The sequence below is a fragment of the Enterobacter sp. V87_3 genome, from assembly GCF_029967835.1.
GTDB lineage: Bacteria > Pseudomonadota > Gammaproteobacteria > Enterobacterales > Enterobacteriaceae > Enterobacter > Enterobacter cancerogenus.
In genome coordinates, this window is sequence record NZ_JASCAM010000023.1 from 303,617 (window position 1) to 323,658 (window position 20,042).

Genomic DNA, 20,042 nt, shown 5'->3' on the forward strand with positions numbered 1-20,042 from the left:
GAATTGATGAAAAGTACAACATCTTCAGGTAATAAATAAATTTCGCCGAAATAATGTAATTACCGACCCGAAGGCCGGTAATTGTTAACACTGATAACCTTTTACCACGCGTAAGCTTCAGGTGCCTCTCCGCCTGGCCCCGGCCAGATGGTATCCAGCCTTTTGAGCGTATCGTCTGAAAGAGACAGCGTCAGGGCATTGAGATTCTGACGGAGCTGTTCAACTGTACGCGGACCACTGAGCACGGCGCTAACCACCGAGTTCTGCAGTAGCCAAGCCAGCGCGACGTCTGATGGTGTTTCCCCCAGCTCATCACACAGTGTTTCCCAGGCCTCCAGTTGTGGCCGCAGGCGGTTGATTTGTGCCTGCAACTGCGGTGATGCCCGGCGGCCACCGGCAATTTTCTTCAGAACACCGCCCAGCATCCCCATCCCGACCGGGCTCCAGGGGATCAGGCCAATGCCGTAATGACGCAGCGCCGGAATGATTTCTAGCTCAATCGTGCGCTGAGTCAGATTGTACAGGCTCTGTTCCGATGCCAGCCCCAGCAGGTTGCGCGCGTCGGCCTTGCACTGTGCAGTGGCAATATCCCAGCCAGCAAAGTTACTGCTGCCAACGTAGCTGATTTTACCCTCACGGATCAGCTGTTCCATGGCCTGCCAGATCTCCTCCCAGGGCGTGTTCCGGTCGATATGGTGCATCTGATAGAGATCGATATGGTCCGTTTTCAGCCTTTTCAGGCTGGCCTCACAGGCCCGGCGGATATGGTAGGCAGACAGGTATTTGTCGTTCGGCCCCGTGTCCATCGGCTGGTAAACTTTCGTGGCCAGCACTATCCGGTCACGCTGACCACTACGCGCCAGCCAGTTACCGATGATTTCTTCGGATGTTCCGTAACCCTTTGCCATATCCGGCGACTGCGGCCCGCCATAGACGTCAGCGGTATCGAAAAAGTTGATACCTGCATCCACGGCTTCATCCATGATCCTGAAGCTGGCCGACTCATCCGTCAGCTCACCGAAATTCATGGTACCGAGACCGATGCGGCTCACCCGCAGACCGGTACGCCCCAGATGTTTGTAGTTCATGTCAAATGCTCCTTAACTGAACGTGTTATTGCAGATTTTTACGGAAAAAGTCTTTCAGCTTGTCAAAAGGGATGACGTCGGTACGGTCATAAAGATCGACATGCCCTGCGCCCGGTACGATGTACAGTTCTTTAGGCTGACCGGCGCGTTTGAAAGCGTCCTCGCTGAACTCTTTTGAGTGTGCCTGATCGCCGGTAATAAACAGCATCGGGCGCGGAGAGATGGTTTCAATATCGTTGAACGGATAGAAGTTCATAAACTTGCCAATACTGCTCAGCATCGGTTTCGTCGTCAGTTCTTCTTTCTGACCCTGTGGGGTGTAGCCGCCGCGTTCGGTGCGGTAGAAATCAAAGAACTCGCGCTGAATATCAGGCGTTGAAGCGTCCAGTGTATTCACGGTACCGGGAATGTAGGCCGTCTCGCCTCCCTGAAACTCTGCTAAACGCTGCTCTGTGGCTGACCGGATAAAGGCCTTTCGTTGTTCCGGCGTCTGGGAATGGTTGAGGCCGTTGCGAAATGCAGCCCCCATGTCATACATGCTGACGGTGGCAATGGCTTTCATACGCGGGTCAATCTTGGCAGCACTGATAACAAAACTTCCGCTGCCGCAGATACCTAATACACCGATGCTATCCGGATCGACAAACGGCTGTGTGCTTAGATAATCAACCGCCGCGCTGAAATCATCTGTGTAGATTTCCGGTGAAATCAGGTGCCCCGGTTTGCCCTCGCTTTCTCCCCAGAAAGAGAGATCGATAGCCAGCGTGACAAAACCCTGCTCTGCCAGCTTCTGCGCATAAAGATTCGAACTCTGTTCCTTAACGGCTCCCATCGGGTGACCAACGACGATCGCCGGGTGTCGGGTATTCTGGTTCATCTTTTTCGGGATAAACAGGTTGCCGACCACGGCCATCTGATACTGGTTTTTAAAGGTGACTTTTTGCTGCGTCACCTTATCGCTTTTATAAAAATTATCGGCCCCACGGGACATATCCGCCGCAGAGGAAGCAAATGCACTGATCAACAGCCCCAGCGCTAACGTAAATTTTTTCATGATGGTCTCCTTATCATTAAGCCAGGGTGGCGTTATCAATGACAAACCGGTAATGCACATCGCCCCTGAGCATGCGCTCATAGGCATCGTTAATCTGGTCGGCGCGGATAAGCTCAATGTCGGCGACAATGCCGTGTTGGGCGCAGAAATCGAGCATCTCCTGCGTTTCAGGAATGCCGCCAATCATCGACCCGGCAATCGATCTGCGCTTCATGATGAGGCTGAACACCTCTGGCGCGTCATGCGGCGTGGCTGGCGCACCCACCAGGGTCATCGTGCCATCACGTTTCAGCAGCGCAGTGAACACGTCGAGGTTATGCGGCGCAGCAACGGTGTTGAGGATAAAATCGAAGCTCTTTGCATGGGCTTCCATTTCGCTGGCATGACGGGAGACCACCACCTCATCTGCACCAAGCGCTATGGCGGCGTCACGTTTGGACTCAGACGTGGTAAAGGCCACGACATGCGCGCCCATGGCGTGCGCAAGCTTGATCCCCATATGTCCCAGTCCACCGATACCGACCACTCCGACCTTTTTGCCGGGCCCCGCCTGCCAGTGACGCAGTGGTGAGTACGTTGTGATCCCTGCGCACAGCAGCGGAGCCACGGCGGCCAGTTGCGCTTCCGGGTGAGTGACGCGCAGGACATAGCGCTCATGCACCACAATCTGCTGCGAATATCCGCCCAGCGTGTGGCCTGGCGCATCCGGCGTCGGGAAATTGTATGTCCCTGTCATATGGTCGCAGTAGTTCTCCAGTCCGTCGTCACAGTCACTGCAGTGCCGGCAGCTGTCGACAATGCAGCCGACCCCCACCAGGTCCCCTGCACAAAAACCGGAGACGTGATCGCCAACGGCCACTACACGACCGACAATTTCATGTCCCGGTACGCAGGGATAGAGCGTTCCAGCCCATTCAGCGCGTACCTGGTGGATATCCGAATGGCAGACTCCGCAGTACGCGATATTAATCTGCACATCATGGGCACCGGGGGCGCGACGGGTGATATCCATCGGCTCCAGCGGCAGTGTGCCCGCATGGGCACCGTAAGCTTTAACTGTCATGGCATTACTCCTGGGTTTATGAATGGTCTGCGGCAGAAGTGTCTGACCGCGAGGTCAGGAAGATCAGTACGGTTGCGATAATCAGCATCGCGGCGCTGGCCAGGAAGGTGCTCTGGTAGCCGTGATGGTCGAAAAGCAGGCCGCCCACCGTCGAACCGAGAGCAATGGACAGCTGCACCATCGCCACCATCAGTCCGCCGCCCGCTTCGGCATTCTGCGGGAAGGTACGCGGAACCCATGCCCACCATCCCACTGGTGCGGCAGTGGAAATCAGCCCCCACAGCCCGAGCAGCGCCGTCACGATGGCTACCTGACTGCCGAAGGCAATCAGTGCCAGCGCGGTGATGGCCATCAGTACCGGGATGGCCATCAGGGTCGGGTAGAAGCCGCGTTTTAACACCCGGCCAATCAGGGTAGTGCCGATGAAACCCGCGACACCAATAACCAGCAGGACCAGGGTCACCGTTGCGGCATCCACCCGCGTCACCGTCTCAAGGAAAGGCCTGATGTAGGTAAATAGCGTGAATTGCCCCATAAAGAAGATCCCCACACCCAGCATGCCCAGCGTGACCACCCGACGACGAAACAGCGTGAAAACGTTGCGGGAAGCCGCCTGACGGGTGACCGACATGGAAGGCAGACTGAGTAATTGCCAGACAAACGCTATGATGGCGACCGGCACCAGGCAGAAGAAGGCGCCCCGCCAGCCAACAACCGATCCGAGCCAGCTGCCCAGAGGGGCAGCCACGACGGTAGCCAGAGCATTGCCGCTGTTGAAAATAGCCAGCGCCAGCGGAACACGATGCACCGGGACCAGACGCATTGCCGTCGCGGCCGACATCGACCAGAACCCGCCGACCACAATGCCAATCAGGGCCCTACCCGCCATATAAGTCAGGTAATTGGGTGCCAGCGCAATAACAGCACCGGAAATTGCCATAATGCAGGTCAGGCCGAGCAGCAGCGTTTTCCGGTTAAGCGTGCCTGCCAGCACGGAAATAAACAGGCTGGTTACCACTGCAAATGCCCCGGAAATGGCGATGCCCTGTCCGGCCATGCCTTCGGTGACACGAAGGGTCTGCGCCATCGGTGTCAGCAGGCTGACCGGCATGAATTCGGAGGCGATCAGGGCGAAGACGCACAGCGTCATGGCAAAGACACCACTCCAGTGCGCAGGCTGTTTCCCGCTTCCGGTGTTTTCTTTTCTGTTTTCGTCTGTCTTATTACTCATTCAGGGGTTTCTTTTCAGTAGATAACATGAAGTCTGCGCCCCAGGGCCTTCAGCGCTGCAGGAAGAGCTGAAACGGCATACGGGGACGTGACGGGATAAGAGGGATAATCGCGGTGCGGAAGATGCTATGGGTCAGTTGGCTACCCTGATCTGCACCGCAAGAGGTCCGTGGCGCTGCAGGACCGGCAGTCCGGAATCCACTTTCCCTAACGGGATCAGTGAACGGGCGTAAGCCCTGCCCCGGGCAAAAATCGCCAGGTTGCCCCAGGGCGCGTAGTAAGTGATATCTCCGGCTTCCGGCGTTATGCCGTCCGGTGCCTGCACCGTGGAAAGCCTGCGCGGCAGGTCGCTTATACGCTCAATATCGTCATAGTCTTCCAGCGTCAGGCTGAGGGGAAGCAAAGACGCAAAGTCCCGGCCTGTCGGCGTATCAAAGAGGGTGGCGGTGGCGGTTTCTCCCTCCACAATGATCTCAATTTTCATAAGCGTCTCCTGCGCCACTCTCCGGTCGTTGTCACCCGCCATAGCGGACTGCGTGATGAAAAGCAGGCCGGCAATGAGCAGCAGTGATGTTCTGCAGTAAGCGTTTTGCATAAGGGTTAGAGTTGACTTTTTCATCGCATTATTGTTACCAATATGCAGCGGGTTAACTAGCTAATGAATACTTAATACCCTTATAAGTAAAATTTATAAATGGACCGGAAACGAGCATGGCCAGACGCAATCTCAACGACTTACTCTCTTTCGTCACCGTGGCGCGTGAGGGCAGCTTTACGCGCGCTGCCGCCCAGCTCGGCGTGACCCAGCCCGCACTGAGCCAGGCGATTTCCGGGCTGGAAGAACGGATGCAAATCCGCCTGCTGACAAGGACCACGCGCAGTGTGTCAGTGACGGCAGCCGGGGAGCGCCTGCTGCAGTCTGTGGGCCATCGTATTGATGAGATTGAAGCCGAGCTGGACATGCTGACGGCACTGCGTGATAAACCTGCGGGGACCGTCCGTATTACCTGTGGACCTAATGTTCTGAAGACCACGCTGCTGCCAAAGCTGACACCACTGTTACGCGAATATCCTGATATTCATATTGAGTTTGATGCCAACCACGGCTTCCGGGATATCGTTGCGGATCGTTTTGATGCCGGCGTGCGGCTCGGAGACACTATCGACAAAGATATGATAGCCGTACCCATTGGCCCGAAACTGCGCATGGCGGCTGTAGCTTCCCCTGAGTATTTCGCCCGGTGCGCCGCCCCTCAGACGCCACGCGATCTGATGCAACACTGCTGTATTAATGAGCGCATGGTTCAATCGGGGAAAATTTACGCCTGGGAGTTTGAGCAGGAAAACGGTAAATTTCACGTTCGGGTTGAAGGGCAACTGACGTTTAACACATCGGAACACGTCGTTGACGCAGCTCTTGCCGGACTGGGCATTGCCTTTTTACCTGAAGAGGAGTTCGGCACACATCTGCAGGAAGGAAAACTGATCCGCGTGCTTGAAGAATGGTGCCGTCCTTTTCCCGGCTACTATCTTTATTATCCCAGCCGTAAACAGCCTTCCCCAGCGTTTTCACTCGTTGTGGATGCGTTACGTATTAACCGGAAAATTTAACGCTGAATTATCGGGCCAATATTTCTAGAACGGACGTGAACGTCCGCTTTTGGCACAGAGCAGACCAGGACATCACCAGCGCGGATTAATGATGAAGGTCATAAAAAAGCGAGGAATAGTTGAGGAACGTTTTGCGGAGGTTTTGAAGAAAGGAAAAAAGGTATATATTCCGGGCCGTTGTTTTCACATACACCTTCTGAGTTCAGAGGCATCTTCATGACATGGCAGCAATTCAAGCAGACTTACCTGGTTAAGTTCTGGTCACCCGTTCCGGCAGTTATCGCAGCCGGTATCCTTTCGACTTACTATTTTGGCATTACCGGCACCTTCTGGGCAGTCACCGGCGAGTTTACTCGCTGGGGTGGACAGCTGTTACAGCTGGCCGGGGTGCATGCCGAAGAGTGGGGCTACTTCAAACTGATTCATCTGGACGGCACGCCGCTGACCCGCATCGACGGGATGATGATTATCGGTATGTTCGGCGGCTGCTTTGCGGCAGCGCTGTGGGCAAACAACGTTAAGATCCGCATGCCAAAAAGCCGCATTCGTATTATGCAGGCCGTTGTTGGCGGGATCATTGCCGGGTTTGGCGCACGGCTGGCAATGGGCTGTAATCTTGCCGCTTTCTTTACCGGTATTCCTCAGTTTTCTCTGCACGCCTGGTTCTTTGCTGTGGCGACGGCCATTGGCTCGTACTTTGGCGCTAAATTCACCCTGCTCCCGCTGTTTCGCATTCCCGTGAAGATGGTCAAAGTGGGCGCGGCATCGCCGCTGACGCAAAAGCCCGCTCAGGCCCGTCGTCGCTTCCGCCTTGGGATGTTGATCTTTTTCGCGATGGTTGCGTGGGCACTTTGTACCGCGTTAAACCAGCCGAAACTTGGGCTGGCTATGCTTTTCGGCGTCGGCTTTGGGCTGCTGATTGAACGCGCTCAGATCTGCTTTACCAGCGCGTTTCGCGATATGTGGATCACCGGGCGCACGATGATGGCAAAAGCGATTATTGCCGGGATGGCGGTGAGCGCCATTGGTATCTTCAGCTATGTGCAGCTTGGCGTTGAGCCAAAAATCATGTGGGCAGGTCCAAACGCCGTGATTGGCGGCCTGCTGTTTGGCTTTGGTATTGTGCTGGCCGGCGGCTGCGAAACGGGCTGGATGTACCGGGCCGTGGAAGGTCAGGTGCATTACTGGTGGGTCGGTCTGGGTAACGTGATTGGCTCAACGATTCTGGCGTATTTCTGGGATGATCTCTCCCCGGTGCTGGCGACCAACTGGGATAAGGTTAATCTGCTCGCGACGTTTGGCCCGCTCGGCGGCCTGTTAGTGACCTACGCCCTGCTGTTAATCGCATTTTTACTCGTCGTGGCGCAGGAAAAACGCTTCTTCCGCCGCAGCCCTGTCAGCACTAAAACACAGGAGAATATCGCATGAAGGATATCGTGCCTGACTATCGCCTCGATATGGTCGGCGAGCCTTGCCCGTACCCGGCCGTCGCCACACTCGAAGCGCTGCCACAGCTTAAAAAAGGTGAGATTCTGGAAGTGGTAAGCGATTGTCCTCAGTCGATCAATAACATCCCTCTGGATGCCAAAAACCACGGGTATACCGTACTGGATATTCAGCAGGATGGTCCGACTATTCGTTATTTAATTCAGAAATAAACCACAATCTAAAAAGGCCTCGGCGAGGCCTTTATTCAGCTAACGGGCTTAGGCCAGCGCCGTCGTTTGAGCTTAGGTAGGCATGAATGCGTGGTGAGTCGCGTCGAGCAAACGGAACAGACTGCACCGTGAGGTTGGTTTTCTGACGGGTTAAACCTGGTAAAATAAAAGCGTTTACCCGCACAAACCGGACATTCAAATTTTATGTCGGGGATATCCCCTCCAGCCAGCTATGTGGAGTAACCAGACTACATGAATTATCGGGGCAACAGGGATATATCGTCTTTTTTCAAACGCCATCCGCCAGTGACAATCGCTATCACGTTGAAAATTAAGTCTTGTTGATCGAGGGCAAAGTTAAGTGGCTTGACTTAAGTAAAATCTTAAGTCTGGTTTGAGTAAGGCTTTAATGGGTTAATGTTTTTTAGAACGCTTTTGTTTATTTCTTTATTTGTGTCATGTCACGCTTCGTCTCTCAATTTCTCTTCCACGCTTTTACGTCTAAATTGCCCGGACAGGGGGCTGGTCGAGGTTATCCTCCATGTCTATGATCATACGCAGGAAAAATGGCAGGGAAATTTTGAAACCGGGGCTGGTCACAAGCGCTCCGGCGATACCGAAATTATTCCGTTTGCGAACGGTGATATTCTGTTCCATTCCATCTCCAGCGATGCATTCAGCTATTTATATGACGGCGAAACGCGCCTTAAACGCTGCGCTAAGCTGGATGAACGACCCGTCTATCCCTCATTCTGAAGAGGCTGGCCGCGCCGCGGCCAGCTGAACGCGTGCATCAGAAGCGATAACCCGCCGAGAACATAAACACCCATGGATCGAGGCGAGTGCTGATGCTCTGCTGTTCACCCCCGGCCTTGAAACGAACATCGGTATCGATATCCATATACCAGACCGAGGCGTTAATCAGCCAGTCGCGGTTAATCAGATAATCAAGCCCCACCTGCCCCGCCACGCCCCAGGAATCCTTCAGGCTGAGATCGGAAAGCCCTGCCGCTTTCCCGGTATCGTTAAATTTCTCATCAAAGAAGGTGGTGTAGTTCACGCCTGCCCCGATATACGGGCGCACCTTGCTGTTTGAGTCACCAAAATACCACTGCGCCATCAGCGTAGGCGGCAAATGGTGCACCGTAGCGATATCCCCGGTTGGCCCCGTCCCCACGCGATGGCGGAAAGGCGTGGCCGCCAGTAATTCAACGCCAATGTTATCCGTTGCCATATAGGTGAACGTTAAGCCCAGCTGGGTGTTGTTGCTGACGTTAAAGCCCCCCAGACCCAGAACGTTATCCGATCCTTCGGTTGGACGGGCCGTTGCTGAACCGGCTCGTATAAAGAATTCGCCTGCTTCGTGCGCGTACGCGCCGCCAGAGAGACTGCTTAAGATAAGGGCTGCCACCGCTAATTTTTTCATATCCGCTCCATCGTTGTGGTTTTCATAGCGGTGGTGAATATACTCACAAATAAGTAATAAGTGATCTAACACAGATCACATTAAAACCAATACTTTAACATTCATTGATCTGGGTTAATTTTTAAGGGCAATTCTGGAGGGTAAATGCGTATCTACATCAAATTTCAAGGATTTGCAGGTCAGGTAAATGTCATTAAGCATCGCTAAACGAGAGGGAGCAGATTCTGGCGTTGAAGACGGGAAAGTTGACTCTTACCGCTGCTTTACAAAGATATGCTTTTCCATACACCCCTTGATGCTGCCACAGCGGCGTTATCCGGTGTACAATTGCCGGCTAATTAACACCTGCAATACTCAAGGAGAGTGCATGTCTATCACGGCGAAGTCTGTCTACCGTGACACGGGAAATTTTTTCCGCTATCAGTTCATTACCTTTTTACTGATTGCGTTGTTGTGCGCTTTTATCACGGTGGTGCTGGGTCATGCGTTCTCACCCAGTGATGAACAAATTGCCAGCCTCAGCCAGGGGGATAACCTTGCAGGGAGCGTAGGGCTGTTTGACCTGGTGCAGAACATGACGCCTGAACAGCAGCAAATCCTGCTGCGGGCATCGGCTGCGTCCACCTTCTCGGGCCTGATTGGCAATGCTATCCTCGCAGGTGGTGTGCTGCTGATGATCCAGCTGGTGTCAGCCGGACAACGCATCAGCGCCCTGCGCGCCATCGGTGCCAGCGCCCCTGTTCTTCCGAAACTGTTTATCCTTATTTTTCTGACCACCCTGCTGGTACAGATGGGGATTATGCTGATCGTGGTACCGGGCGTGCTGCTGGCTATCGTGCTCTCCTTCGCGCCGGTGATGGTGGTCCAGGACAAAATGGGGATCTTCACCGCGATGCGCAGCAGCATCCGACTGGCCTGGTCGAATATGCGCCTGGTCGCACCGGCCGTTATCGGCTGGCTGCTTGCTAAAACGCTGTTACTGCTGTTTGCGCCGAACTTTGCCGTATTAACGCCCAATGTGGGTGCGGTAGTCGCTAATACGCTGAGCAACCTGATTTCAGCCGTGCTGCTGGTCTACCTGTTCCGCCTGTATATGTTAATTCGTCAGTAGTCCTGATGGCCGGGCACATCGCTGTGTCTGGCCCCACTCAGAGGATGGGATTGTAGAATGAAGCAGTTTCTGGATTTTTTACCGCTGGTTGTCTTTTTTGCCTTTTATAAGCTGTACGACATCTATGCTGCCACCACGGCACTGATTATCGCCACAGCCATCGTGCTGATTTACAGCTGGGTTCGCTATCGCAAAGTTGAAAAAATGGCGCTGGTGACGTTTGTCCTGGTCGCGGTCTTTGGCGGATTAACCCTGTTCTTCCATAATGATGAGTTTATCAAATGGAAGGTGACCGTCATTTATGGCCTGTTCGCTGGTGCATTGCTGATTAGCCAGTGGATTATGAAAAAGCCGCTGATCCAGCGTATGCTGGGTAAAGAGCTGACGCTGCCGCAGCACGTCTGGTCCCGCCTGAATATCGCCTGGGCGGTGTTCTTTATTTTATGTGGCCTCGCCAATATCTATATCGCCTTCTGGCTGCCACAGAATATTTGGGTCAATTTCAAGGTCTTTGGCCTGACGGCGTTAACGCTGATCTTCACCCTGTTAAGCGGGGTGTATATCTATCGTCATATGCCTCAGGACGAGAAGCACTGATAAACATTACCGGAGCGCAAATTACATGCGCTCCGGTCTATTCTCTCCAGCCCGAAATCATAGTAGCATCCCGCCTGAAGTCTTCAGTTACGAGTAAAAACAATGACAAAAAATGACGCCCCTCAGGGCGAACTGGTATTGCGCACGCTGGCAATGCCCGCAGACACCAATGCTAACGGCGATATTTTTGGCGGCTGGCTTATGTCGCAAATGGATATGGGCGGCGCGATCCTGGCAAAAGAGATTGCACACGGGCGGGTTGTAACCGTCCGGGTAGACGGCATGACCTTCCTTCGACCAGTGGCTGTGGGTGACGTTGTCTGCTGTTACGCGCGCTGTGTTAAGCGCGGCAATACGTCTATTTCTATCAATATTGAAGTGTGGGTGAAAAAAGTCTCTTCTGAGCCAATTGGGCAGCGTTATAAGGCAACGGAAGCGCTGTTTATCTACGTGGCGGTAGATAACGCGGGCAAACCCCGGCCACTGCCGCAGGCCTGATATTCAGACAAAAAAAAGCCTCCGGTCCGGAGGCTTTTTCTTTTATTCCATCTGTGCCCCACCGTTCAGGCGGAACACAATATTCACAATCAACCCACGACCCGGCTTGCCGGCTTCATAACGCCATTTTCTCATGGCTGACTTCACCTCACGCTCGAACATATTAGAAGGCTGTGCAGACAGGACCTCTACGTTCTCGACGCGGCCATCAGAGGTTACGTCAAATTTGACCCGCACACGCCCTTCAATACGCAGGGCCTGCGCGCGCGCCGGATATTGCGGTTGGTTACGGCTGAGGGCGCGAGGCCCCGCAGGCGCGGATACCGTTGGTTTTGCCGCTGCAGGCGCGCTATTCATTAGCGGGCGCGACGGCGCAGCATTTTCGACCGTCTGCGTTGCGCGTGGCTCAACCGGACGCGTTTCACGTTTCGGGCGCTCTTCCACCTTCTTCACCGGCTTTGGCTTCGGTTTAGGTTTAGGTTTGGGTTTTGGCTCCGGCTTGTGGATCACCACGGGCGCTTCTTTCGGCGGCTCCGGAACGGGTTCAGGCTCTGGCTCCGGTTCTGGCTCAGCAACGGGCTGTGGCGGTGGCGCAACCTGCGGCGGCTCAAGATCCGCAGGCGATACCATGGTCACAGAAATAGGCTGCGCGGGCGCTGGCATTTCAATAACCTGATGAACCGAGGTATAGAGCAGACCCGCCACGACAGCGCCGTGGATAACCACGGAAAGCAGCGTCGGCCATGGAAAGCGGCGAGGTAAATCTAGGGTCATCGAAGTCATAATCATCAACGTTTAAAAACCGGACCTCGATTTTAAATGCAAATAGCAATCATATTCAACAAGTCACTTTGATGCGGGGCAATTTAAGCGCAAGAAACCCCAAAAAAAGCGCACTCAGATCAGGGTATTAACATTGTTTTTATCTTTACATTGCAGTCAGTTGCCCTTTCACATAACGTAATTGACACTTTTACTGGTTAAGGAGCTACCCCCGTGCTTTATGTGATTTACGCCGAAGATAACGCCGACTCCCTGGAAAAACGCCTTTCTGTACGCCCTGCGCACCTGGCTCGCCTGCAGCTGCTTCAGGATGAAGGCAAATTATTGACCGCAGGCCCAATGCCTGCCGTAGACAGCAACGATCCGGGTGCGGCGGGTTTTTCAGGCTCGACGGTCATTGCTGAATTCGAATCACTGGAAACCGCGCAGGCCTGGGCTGACGCGGATCCGTATGTCGCGGCGGGCGTGTATGCAAAGGTAACCGTGCGGCCTTACAAGAAAGTATTTTGATATAAGAAAGGCTCCATCAGGAGCCTTTTTTCGACTGATTTTACTCAGTGTAGTGATGCCAGCCTCGCCGCAAAGCCCACAAACAGCAGCCCTATCAAACCATTTCCCAGCGTCGCCAGTTTCTTTTTGGTTTTCAGGTAGCGCGTGACAAACGCGCCGGAGAAGATCAGGAAGCTCATATACATAAAGCTGATAAGCTCGAGCGTTGTAGCAAGGATCAGGAAAGAGGTGCCTGTGTTTTCTGCCCGCACATCAATGAACTGCACAAAAAACGAGACGTAGAACAGAATCGCTTTTGGGTTCGTCAGGCTTAACACCAGCGAGCGCTTCATGATCATGCTGGCGGGTTCTGTACCGCTCTGTTCGTCGTTATTTTGCCGTGTAGCCACTGACCAGAGTATTTTTCCCCCGAGCCACAACAGATAAAATGCGCCCAGATAACGAACAATATTGAATAACACCGGCGTCGTCTGGATAAGCGCAGCGACACCTGCCCAGGCCAGGAACATCAGTACCGCGTCGCCGATAAATACCCCGGTGGCGGCCAGATAACCTTTTTTTACACCGTGGCCAATCCCTGTTTTCAGCACAAACAAGGTATTCGGACCTGGAACCAGAACAATAAAAAATGCGCCGACAACGTACGTCCAAAAATTCAGTACACCAAACTCCGCAAACACCTCTCCCTCCTTTTGCTTAAAATGACGAGAATATCGCTGCAACGACGATATTCCCAAAACGCCCGGCTATTGTACGCCGTTATAGCCGTCAAGATAAGACGCGGCCAGTTCATTGCCAAACAGGATGGCGTCTTTTTCCTCCATCCCGGAGGTCCATTTGTCACTGGCGTTGCCGTTGAACGAGTGATCGGTGCTCGCATCTTGTTTTAGCTGGTCGCGGATACTCTGCGCATAGGCAGCCGCTTCCTCCTGTGTCCGGCCTGCGGCACGGTCCGCTTTGCCGCGGGCATACAGCTCACGGAACTGTGGTACGTTCAGTCGGTAATTTTGTGAGACGCTCGAGGTGTAGTTGCCCCCGACAAAACTGGATTTATGCGAGACGAAATAATACGCATGGCGTTCGGGTGACGTTTTTGTATTCGCACACCCGCTGAGCAGCGCGATCCCGAGAAATAACGCGATATGTTTTCCGTTCATTCCATTTCCTTTTTAAACAATCCACTGCGTGGCCCAGGCGTATATATATACTGCCAGCGAAGAGAATGTCGGCAGCTGTAATTCTTCCCTGAGCGCGTCCAGCGCTAAAAGCACAATAAAGACCCACAAATAGGGATTCATTCTCGTAATTTCATAAGATTAGGCGCGCAAAGTATACCGCTGAAGCGCTCTGTCGGGGACTGCAAATAATGATAGATTTTGGCGGCATTGTGGGCACCGTGACGGTGCCCTGTAGGGATCAGATATCCTGGACCGCGAACACTAATGCATTACGGTGTCGGCTAAGCCCACATTTCCTGATGGCGTGAATACGCATATTGCGGCGGGATTGTGCTTCCAGCCAACGAGCCTTACGACGACTCACCTGTCGCAACATGCGCCAGCGCCCTACTTCATTTCTACTGCGCTTCATGTCTACAACTCTTTCTTTATAAGAAAGGCCATTATAAACCCAACCTGGCGGCAAACCAGCGCTTTTATCTGCCGTTTTTATTTGCCAGATGAATCCTGATGCGTACACTCATAACAATACGCTTTCAAAAGGATTTTTTAACTATGACAACCTTCTACACCGTGGTGAGTTGGCTGGTCATTCTGGGATACTGGCTGTTAATCGCGGGGGTGACATTACGTATCCTGATGAAGCGCAGAGCCGTACCCTCTGCCATGGCCTGGCTTCTGATTATCTATATTCTGCCGCTGGTGGGCATCATCGCCTATCTCTCTTTTGGCGAACTCCATTTGGGTAAACGGCGTGCAGAGCGCGCCCGCGCGATGTGGCCATCGACAGCAAAGTGGCTTAACGATCTCAAAGCCTGCAAACATATCTTTGCGGAAGAAAATAGCAGCGTCGCGGCATCGCTGTTTCAGCTGTGCGAGCGGCGCCAGGGAATTGGCGGCGTCAAGGGGAACCAGTTGCAGCTGATGACCACCTCCGATGATGTGATGCAGGCGCTGATCCGTGACATTCAGCTTGCGCGCCACAACATCGAGATGGTGTTTTACATCTGGCAGCCGGGCGGGATGGCGGACCAGGTTGCCGAGTCACTGATGGCGGCCGCGCGTCGTGGGATCCACTGCCGCCTTATGCTCGACTCCGCAGGGAGCGTCGCGTTTTTCCGCAGCCCCTGGGCCGGTATGATGCGCAATGCGGGTATCGAAGTGGTGGAGGCACTCAAGGTTAACCTGCTGCGTGTTTTCCTGCGACGCATGGATCTGCGCCAGCACCGTAAGATGATCCTGATTGATAACTATATTGCCTACACCGGCAGCATGAACATGGTTGACCCCCGCTTCTTCAAACAAGATTCCGGTGTCGGACAGTGGATCGACCTGATGGCGCGTATGGAAGGCCCGGTGGCGACGTCGATGGGCATCGTTTACTCCTGTGACTGGGAAATTGAGACCGGCAAACGCATCCTGCCGCCACCGCCAGACGGCAATATCATGCCATTTGAAGAGGCCAGCGGCCACACCATCCACACTATCGCGTCCGGCCCGGGGTTCCCGGAGGATCTGATCCATCAGGCGCTGCTCACCGCGGCCTATTCCGCGCGTGAGTATTTGATCATGACGACCCCCTACTTCGTTCCGAGTGATGATCTGCTGCATGCGATCTGTACCGCCGCGCAGCGTGGCGTTGACGTCAGCATTATTATGCCGCGTAAGAATGACTCGCTGCTGGTGGGCTGGGCAAGCCGCGCATTCTTCAGCGAACTGCTTGCCGCAGGCGTGAAAATCTATCAGTTTGAAGGCGGATTGCTACATACCAAGAGCGTGCTGGTTGATGGCGAACTGAGTCTCGTGGGAACCGTGAACCTCGATATGCGCAGCCTGTGGCTCAACTTTGAGATCACTCTGGTGATTGATGACGCCGGTTTTGGCGGCGATCTGGCGGCGGTTCAGGATGATTACATCTCGCGCTCGCGCCTGCTGGACGCCAGGCTGTGGGTGAAACGTCCGCTGTGGCAGCGAATTGCCGAACGACTGTTTTACTTCTTTAGTCCGTTGCTGTAAAACGTGCCCAACGATGTTAAACAGGTAGTCATCATGGAAATGGATCTGAATAATCGCCTGACCGAAGACGAAACGCTCGAGCAGGCCTATGACATTTTTCTCGAACTGGCGGTGGACAATCTAGACCCGGCCGACGTGATCCTCTTTAATCTGCAGTTCGAAGAGCGCGGCGGCGCCGAACTGTTCGACCCGGCCGAAGACTGGGCCGAACATGTCGATTTCGATCTCAATCCGGATTTCTTCGCCGAGGTGGTGATTGGTCTTGCCGATGAAGATGGCGGTGAAATTAACGATATCTTCGCCCGCGTACTGCTCTGTCGCGAGAAAGACCACAAGCTGTGCCATATTTTGTGGCGCGAGTGATAAAAAAGGCTGCGATAGCAGCCTTTTTTATTTACTCCGGTAAGTGACTTCCACAGCGGTGACAAAACCGTGCGCTGTGTTCATGATTCCCCTGCTGACAATTCGGGCATTTCCTCTGCTGCTGACGGCTTTGAAATGCGCTGCTCATGTGCGTGGTGATCAGCCCCGTCGGGATCGCAATCACCGAATAGCCAATCAGAATAAGCACCGATGCCACAATGCGCCCCAGCGGCGTGTGCGGGGTAATATCGCCGTAGCCCACGGTGGTGACCGTTACGATGGCCCAATACACCGACGCATTCAACGTGGTGAAGCCGTATTTTGGCCCCTCAATTAAATACATCAGCGATCCGAAGACAATCATCACGATCGCAATAAACGAATAAAAGAGAATGAGCTGATGTCGCGCGCTGACGATCGCCACCCAAAATACCCTCAGCGACGGCATAAACCGCAGCAGTTTTAAAATACGCAGCACGCGAATGGCGCGCATGGCTCGCCAGGCAAACACATAGTTCAGGCTGATTTCCGGCCAGAGCCACATAACGTACAGTGGCAGGATGGTGGCTAAATCAATAAAGCCCCAGAAGCTGAAAACGTATTTTGCCGGATTAGGCCAGCAGGCGACGCGTAAAATAAACTCAAGGGTAAAGACCAGGGTGACGATCAGTTCCAGCCAGACAAAGACGTGCCATTCATCAAAGGTCAGGTGATATTGCGTCCCGGCGCCGGATTCGACAAAGATAATGATCACGCTTATCAGCGCAAATAATCCGCACAGCCCCTCAAAGCGCCGCCCGGACACCGTATGGGGATCGAATAACAGGTGATACAGCCGCTGACGGGCCGACGTGAATAATCGCGACACATTAACCTCGCAAATAATAAGGGCTGACATCATGTCAGCCCTTGCGATTATAACGGGTCTACTTTCAGGCAGGAAACCGCATGTCGGAAACTGCCTTCCAGAACCGGTCTCGTTTTTGCACATTCCGGCCCGGCAATAGGACAGCGCGTACGGAAAACGCAGCCCGATGGCGGGTTAATGGGCGACGGCAGTTCACCCTCCAGAAGCTGGATGGTTTTATTCTTTTCCAGATCGGGATCCGGAACAGGCACCGCGGACATCAGCGCTTTGGTGTACGGGTGCAACGGGTTATGGTACACCTCATCGTACGTGCCTAGCTCAACGGCGTGACCCAGGTACATCACCAGTACGCGGTCGGAGATGTGCTTCACGACCGCCAGGTCATGCGCGATGAAAATCAGCGACAGGCCCATTTCACGCTGCAGCTTTTGCAGCAGGTTCACCACCTGTGCCTGGATGGACACGTCCAGCGCGGAGACAGGCTCATCGCAGATAATCAGCTTCGGCTCGAGGATCAGCGCACGCGCAATGCCGATACGCTGGCACTGGCCGCCGGAGAACTCGTGCGGATAGCGGTTGATGAGGTTAGGCAGCAAACCCACCTTCATCATCATTGCCTTGACGCGGTCGCGCGCTTCCTGACGCGACATCTTAGGATGGTAAGTGCGCAGCGGCTCGGCGATGATCTCCCCGATGGTCATACGCGGGTTTAGCGACGCCAGCGGATCCTGGAAAATCATCTGGATGTCGCTGCGTACCGCGCGCCATTCATCCGGCTTCATGCCCAGCAGATCTTTGCCCAGCCACGCTACTTTGCCGTCGGTCGCTTTCACCAGACCGATAATCGCGCGCGCAAAGGTGGATTTGCCGCAGCCGGACTCACCCACCACGCCCAGCGTTTCCCCTTCGTACAGACGAAGCGTTACGCCATCAACCGCCTTAAGGGTTTTAGAGGGCTGCCAGAACCACTGTTTGCCATCTTTGATATCGAAATGAACCTTGAGATCGGCGATTTCGAGCAGCACGTTTCTTTTTTCATCTATGGCGTTCATACCAGTTCCTCCAGCGGCTTATAGCAGGCGCGCAGACGGCCTGGGGCAAACGCTTCCAGCGGCGGCGCGCTGTTACAGATTTCCATCGCGTGCGGGCAGCGCGGCTGGAACGGACAACCTTTCGGTAAACGCAGCAGGTTCGGCGGGTTGCCTGGAATGGTCAGCAGAGACTCCCCTTCCGCATCAAGACGCGGAACGGCGTTCAGCAGGCCAATCGAATACGGATGGGCAGGCTGGTAGAACACGTCTCGGGCCTTGCCATACTCCATAGTACGCCCGGCGTACATCACCAGCACTTTATCGCAGATGCCCGCGACGACGCCCAAATCGTGGGTGATCATGATAATGGCGGTGTTAAATTCACGCTTAAGCTCATTCAACAGAGTCATGATCTGCGCCTGAACGGTCACGTCCAGCGCGGTAGTGGGCTCATCGGCAATCAGCAGCTTTGGCCTGCACAGCAGCGCCATGGCGATCATTACGCGCTGGCGCATGCCGCCGGAAAACTCGTGCGGGAACATGCGCATGCGCTTGCGCGCTTCCGGCATTTTTACCGCATCGAGCATTTTTACGGACTCCTCAAACGCTTCCGCTTTACCCAGCCCTTTATGCAGCATAAGCACTTCCATCAGCTGCTCGCCCACGCGCATATACGGGTTCAGGGAGGTCATTGGGTCCTGGAAAATCATTGAGATTTGCTCGGCGCGCAGCCTGTTCAGCTGATGCTCCGGCAGGTTGAGGATCTCTTTTCCGTTGAAGGTGGCAGATCCCCCGATACGCCCGTTTTGCGCCAGCAGGCCCATCAGCGCAAACGCCGTTTGCGATTTACCTGAACCGGACTCGCCCACAATACCGAGGGTTTCACCGGCCCGCAGGCTGAAGTTCAGATCGTTAACGGCGGTAACATCGCCATCTGGCGTGTTAAACGTCACGCGGAGATCTTTGACGTCCAGCAGAATGCTTTCCTGCTGTTGCGCCTGCGGCACAGATGCCGTTTCAATAATTGTCATGACGGCGCTCCTTAACGGTCTTTCGGGTCGAGGGCATCACGCAGGCCATCGCCGATAAAGTTGAAACAGAACAGGGTGACAACCAGGAAGCCCGCCGGATACAGCAGCAGCCATGGAGAGACTTCCATTGAGTTTGCCCCATCGCTCAGCAGCGCGCCCCAGCTGCTCAGTGGCTCTTGCGTACCCAGCCCCAGGAAGCTCAGGAAAGATTCAAACAGGATCATGCTTGGCACCAGCAGCGAGGCATAGACCACAACGACGCCCAGCACGTTTGGGACGATGTGGCGAACCACGATATTCCCTGTGGAAACCCCACCCACCTGGGCGGCTTCGATAAACTCTTTTCGCTTCAGGCTGAGCGTTTGCCCACGCACAATACGCGCCATGTCCAGCCAGGAGACCATCCCAATGGCCACGAAGATCAGCAGGATATTTTGACCAAAGAAGGTCACCAGCAGAATAACGAAGAACATGAACGGGAAGGAGTTAAGGATCTCAAGCAGACGCATCATCACGGAATCCACTTTGCCGCCCAGGTAGCCGGAAAGCGAACCGTAAAGCGTGCCCAGGATCACGGCCACCAGCGCGGCGGCGATCCCGACCATCAGCGAAATGCGCCCACCAATAGCCACGCGGACCAGCAGGTCACGCCCTGAGGAGTCGGTACCGAAATAGTGGCCGGATTCCATATCCGGCGCGCTCGACATCATGCCCCAGTCAGTATCGAAATAGCTGAACTGCGACAGCATGGGTGCCAGGGTGACAAACAGCGCAATAATCACCAGAACAATCAGGCTGGCAACCGCTGCACGGTTATGCATAAAACGCCGCCGGGCGTCCTGCCAGAGGCTACGACCTTCGACTTCCAGTTTTTCACTGAAGTTTTCCAGCGCCTCGCTGTTTTTCTTACTCAACATCATGGCGAG

General features: G+C 54.3%; 24 protein-coding genes and 1 pseudogene. 10 read left to right on the forward strand and 15 right to left on the reverse strand.

The features are described from left to right. Positions 1-101 precede the first annotated feature (101 nt). From QLG21_RS12470 to QLG21_RS12490, 5 genes are all read right to left on the reverse strand, one after another. Entirely contained in the window at positions 102-1,088 is a 987-nt protein-coding gene (locus tag QLG21_RS12470; RefSeq protein ID WP_045325189.1) for an aldo/keto reductase, read from the reverse strand. Between the two features lie 25 nt (positions 1,089-1,113). Then, positions 1,114-2,142: an alpha/beta hydrolase gene (locus QLG21_RS12475; protein ID WP_282484529.1), complete on the reverse strand. Its 1,029-nt coding sequence runs from the start codon at positions 2,140-2,142 to the stop codon at positions 1,114-1,116. Positions 2,143-2,158: 16 nt separating this feature from the next. Next, entirely contained in the window at positions 2,159-3,205 is a 1,047-nt protein-coding gene (locus tag QLG21_RS12480; protein WP_282484530.1) for an NAD(P)-dependent alcohol dehydrogenase, read from the reverse strand. 16 nt (positions 3,206-3,221) lie between these two features. Then, positions 3,222-4,436 carry an MFS transporter gene (locus QLG21_RS12485; protein WP_282484531.1) on the reverse strand — a complete coding sequence of 405 codons (1,215 nt, stop codon included), beginning with the start codon at positions 4,434-4,436 and terminating at the stop codon, positions 3,222-3,224. Positions 4,437-4,568: 132 nt separating this feature from the next. Next, positions 4,569-4,919 (reverse strand): cyclophilin-like fold protein, encoded by a 351-nt coding sequence (locus QLG21_RS12490; protein ID WP_080172362.1) that lies wholly within the window; start codon positions 4,917-4,919, stop codon positions 4,569-4,571. 227 nt (positions 4,920-5,146) lie between these two features. On the opposite strand from QLG21_RS12490, the gene QLG21_RS12495 reads away from it, so the two are divergent. The 3 genes from QLG21_RS12495 to yedF all read left to right on the forward strand — a co-directional run bounded on the left by QLG21_RS12495 (position 5,147) and on the right by yedF (position 7,704). Further along, positions 5,147-6,046, forward strand: a complete 900-nt coding sequence (locus QLG21_RS12495) for a LysR family transcriptional regulator (RefSeq protein WP_035897671.1) — start codon at positions 5,147-5,149, stop codon at positions 6,044-6,046. 216 nt (positions 6,047-6,262) lie between these two features. Further along, a complete protein-coding gene (gene yedE, locus QLG21_RS12500; RefSeq protein WP_282484532.1) occupies positions 6,263-7,474 on the forward strand; it encodes a selenium metabolism membrane protein YedE/FdhT in 1,212 nt (403 codons plus the stop codon). Next, the gene (gene yedF, locus QLG21_RS12505) at positions 7,471-7,704 is read left to right on the forward strand and encodes a sulfurtransferase-like selenium metabolism protein YedF (protein WP_006175744.1); all 234 of its coding nucleotides are present in this window, start codon (positions 7,471-7,473) and stop codon (positions 7,702-7,704) included. Before yedE ends, yedF begins: the two co-directional genes overlap by 4 nt. A 501-nt stretch (positions 7,705-8,205) precedes the next feature. Here the strand turns inward: yedF and QLG21_RS12510 are convergent. Together QLG21_RS12510 and ompW are read right to left on the reverse strand one after the other, a co-directional pair. Continuing rightward, positions 8,206-8,361 carry a hypothetical protein gene (locus QLG21_RS12510; protein ID WP_171007372.1) on the reverse strand — a complete coding sequence of 52 codons (156 nt, stop codon included), beginning with the start codon at positions 8,359-8,361 and terminating at the stop codon, positions 8,206-8,208. A gap of 136 nt (positions 8,362-8,497) precedes the next feature. Continuing rightward, positions 8,498-9,130 (reverse strand): outer membrane protein OmpW, encoded by a 633-nt coding sequence (gene ompW / locus QLG21_RS12515; protein WP_137848742.1) that lies wholly within the window; start codon positions 9,128-9,130, stop codon positions 8,498-8,500. A gap of 252 nt (positions 9,131-9,382) precedes the next feature. Between ompW and QLG21_RS12520 the strand changes: the two are divergent. From QLG21_RS12520 to yciA, 4 genes and pseudogenes are all read left to right on the forward strand, one after another. Beyond that, positions 9,383-9,472 (forward strand): annotated as a pseudogene (locus tag QLG21_RS12520) (YkgJ family cysteine cluster protein); the annotation flags it as partial. A 25-nt stretch (positions 9,473-9,497) separates the two neighbouring features. Then, complete coding sequence (locus QLG21_RS12525; protein ID WP_137848743.1) at positions 9,498-10,241, forward strand: YciC family protein; 744 nt, start codon at positions 9,498-9,500, stop codon at positions 10,239-10,241. A 57-nt stretch (positions 10,242-10,298) separates the two neighbouring features. After that, the gene (locus QLG21_RS12530) at positions 10,299-10,838 is read left to right on the forward strand and encodes a septation protein A (protein WP_006175757.1); all 540 of its coding nucleotides are present in this window, start codon (positions 10,299-10,301) and stop codon (positions 10,836-10,838) included. A gap of 102 nt (positions 10,839-10,940) precedes the next feature. After that, a complete protein-coding gene (yciA, locus tag QLG21_RS12535; RefSeq protein WP_006175758.1) occupies positions 10,941-11,336 on the forward strand; it encodes an acyl-CoA thioester hydrolase YciA in 396 nt (131 codons plus the stop codon). A gap of 42 nt (positions 11,337-11,378) precedes the next feature. Here yciA and tonB read toward each other — a convergent pair whose 3' ends face one another. Continuing rightward, positions 11,379-12,110 (reverse strand): TonB system transport protein TonB, encoded by a 732-nt coding sequence (gene tonB / locus QLG21_RS12540; RefSeq protein ID WP_042319954.1) that lies wholly within the window; start codon positions 12,108-12,110, stop codon positions 11,379-11,381. 222 nt (positions 12,111-12,332) lie between these two features. On the opposite strand from tonB, the gene QLG21_RS12545 reads away from it, so the two are divergent. Beyond that, complete coding sequence (locus tag QLG21_RS12545; RefSeq protein WP_282484533.1) at positions 12,333-12,629, forward strand: YciI family protein; 297 nt, start codon at positions 12,333-12,335, stop codon at positions 12,627-12,629. A gap of 44 nt (positions 12,630-12,673) precedes the next feature. Here QLG21_RS12545 and leuE read toward each other — a convergent pair whose 3' ends face one another. From leuE to QLG21_RS12560, 3 genes are all read right to left on the reverse strand, one after another. Then, positions 12,674-13,309: a leucine efflux protein LeuE gene (gene leuE, locus QLG21_RS12550; RefSeq protein ID WP_282484534.1), complete on the reverse strand. Its 636-nt coding sequence runs from the start codon at positions 13,307-13,309 to the stop codon at positions 12,674-12,676. 66 nt (positions 13,310-13,375) lie between these two features. Then, the gene (locus tag QLG21_RS12555; protein ID WP_282484535.1) at positions 13,376-13,786 is read right to left on the reverse strand and encodes an Exc2 family lipoprotein; all 411 of its coding nucleotides are present in this window, start codon (positions 13,784-13,786) and stop codon (positions 13,376-13,378) included. A gap of 259 nt (positions 13,787-14,045) precedes the next feature. Further along, entirely contained in the window at positions 14,046-14,219 is a 174-nt protein-coding gene (locus tag QLG21_RS12560; RefSeq protein WP_137848746.1) for a YciY family protein, read from the reverse strand. 143 nt (positions 14,220-14,362) lie between these two features. Here QLG21_RS12560 and cls point away from each other — a divergent pair, with 143 nt between their 5' ends. Both cls and QLG21_RS12570 read left to right on the forward strand, forming a co-directional pair. Then, positions 14,363-15,823, forward strand: a complete 1,461-nt coding sequence (gene cls, locus QLG21_RS12565; protein ID WP_137848747.1) for a cardiolipin synthase — start codon at positions 14,363-14,365, stop codon at positions 15,821-15,823. A 33-nt stretch (positions 15,824-15,856) separates the two neighbouring features. After that, positions 15,857-16,186: an HI1450 family dsDNA-mimic protein gene (locus QLG21_RS12570; RefSeq protein ID WP_003856748.1), complete on the forward strand. Its 330-nt coding sequence runs from the start codon at positions 15,857-15,859 to the stop codon at positions 16,184-16,186. A 31-nt stretch (positions 16,187-16,217) separates the two neighbouring features. On the opposite strand, the gene QLG21_RS12575 is transcribed toward QLG21_RS12570, so the two are convergent. The 4 genes from QLG21_RS12575 to oppC are packed head-to-tail and all read right to left on the reverse strand — an operon-like array spanning position 16,218 to position 20,036. Beyond that, positions 16,218-17,087: an ion transporter gene (locus QLG21_RS12575; RefSeq protein WP_282484536.1), complete on the reverse strand. Its 870-nt coding sequence runs from the start codon at positions 17,085-17,087 to the stop codon at positions 16,218-16,220. Between the two features lie 14 nt (positions 17,088-17,101). Then, positions 17,102-18,106, reverse strand: coding sequence for a murein tripeptide/oligopeptide ABC transporter ATP-binding protein OppF (gene oppF / locus QLG21_RS12580; protein ID WP_006175824.1), 1,005 nt, complete (start codon positions 18,104-18,106; stop codon positions 17,102-17,104). Next, a complete protein-coding gene (locus tag QLG21_RS12585) occupies positions 18,103-19,116 on the reverse strand; it encodes an ABC transporter ATP-binding protein (RefSeq protein ID WP_137848750.1) in 1,014 nt (337 codons plus the stop codon). The genes oppF and QLG21_RS12585 overlap by 4 nt, the downstream gene beginning before the upstream one ends. Before the next feature lie 11 nt (positions 19,117-19,127). After that, on the reverse strand, positions 19,128-20,036 hold the full coding sequence (oppC, locus tag QLG21_RS12590) for an oligopeptide ABC transporter permease OppC (protein WP_006175828.1): 909 nt from the start codon (positions 20,034-20,036) through the stop codon (positions 19,128-19,130). Positions 20,037-20,042: the final 6 nt, after the last annotated feature.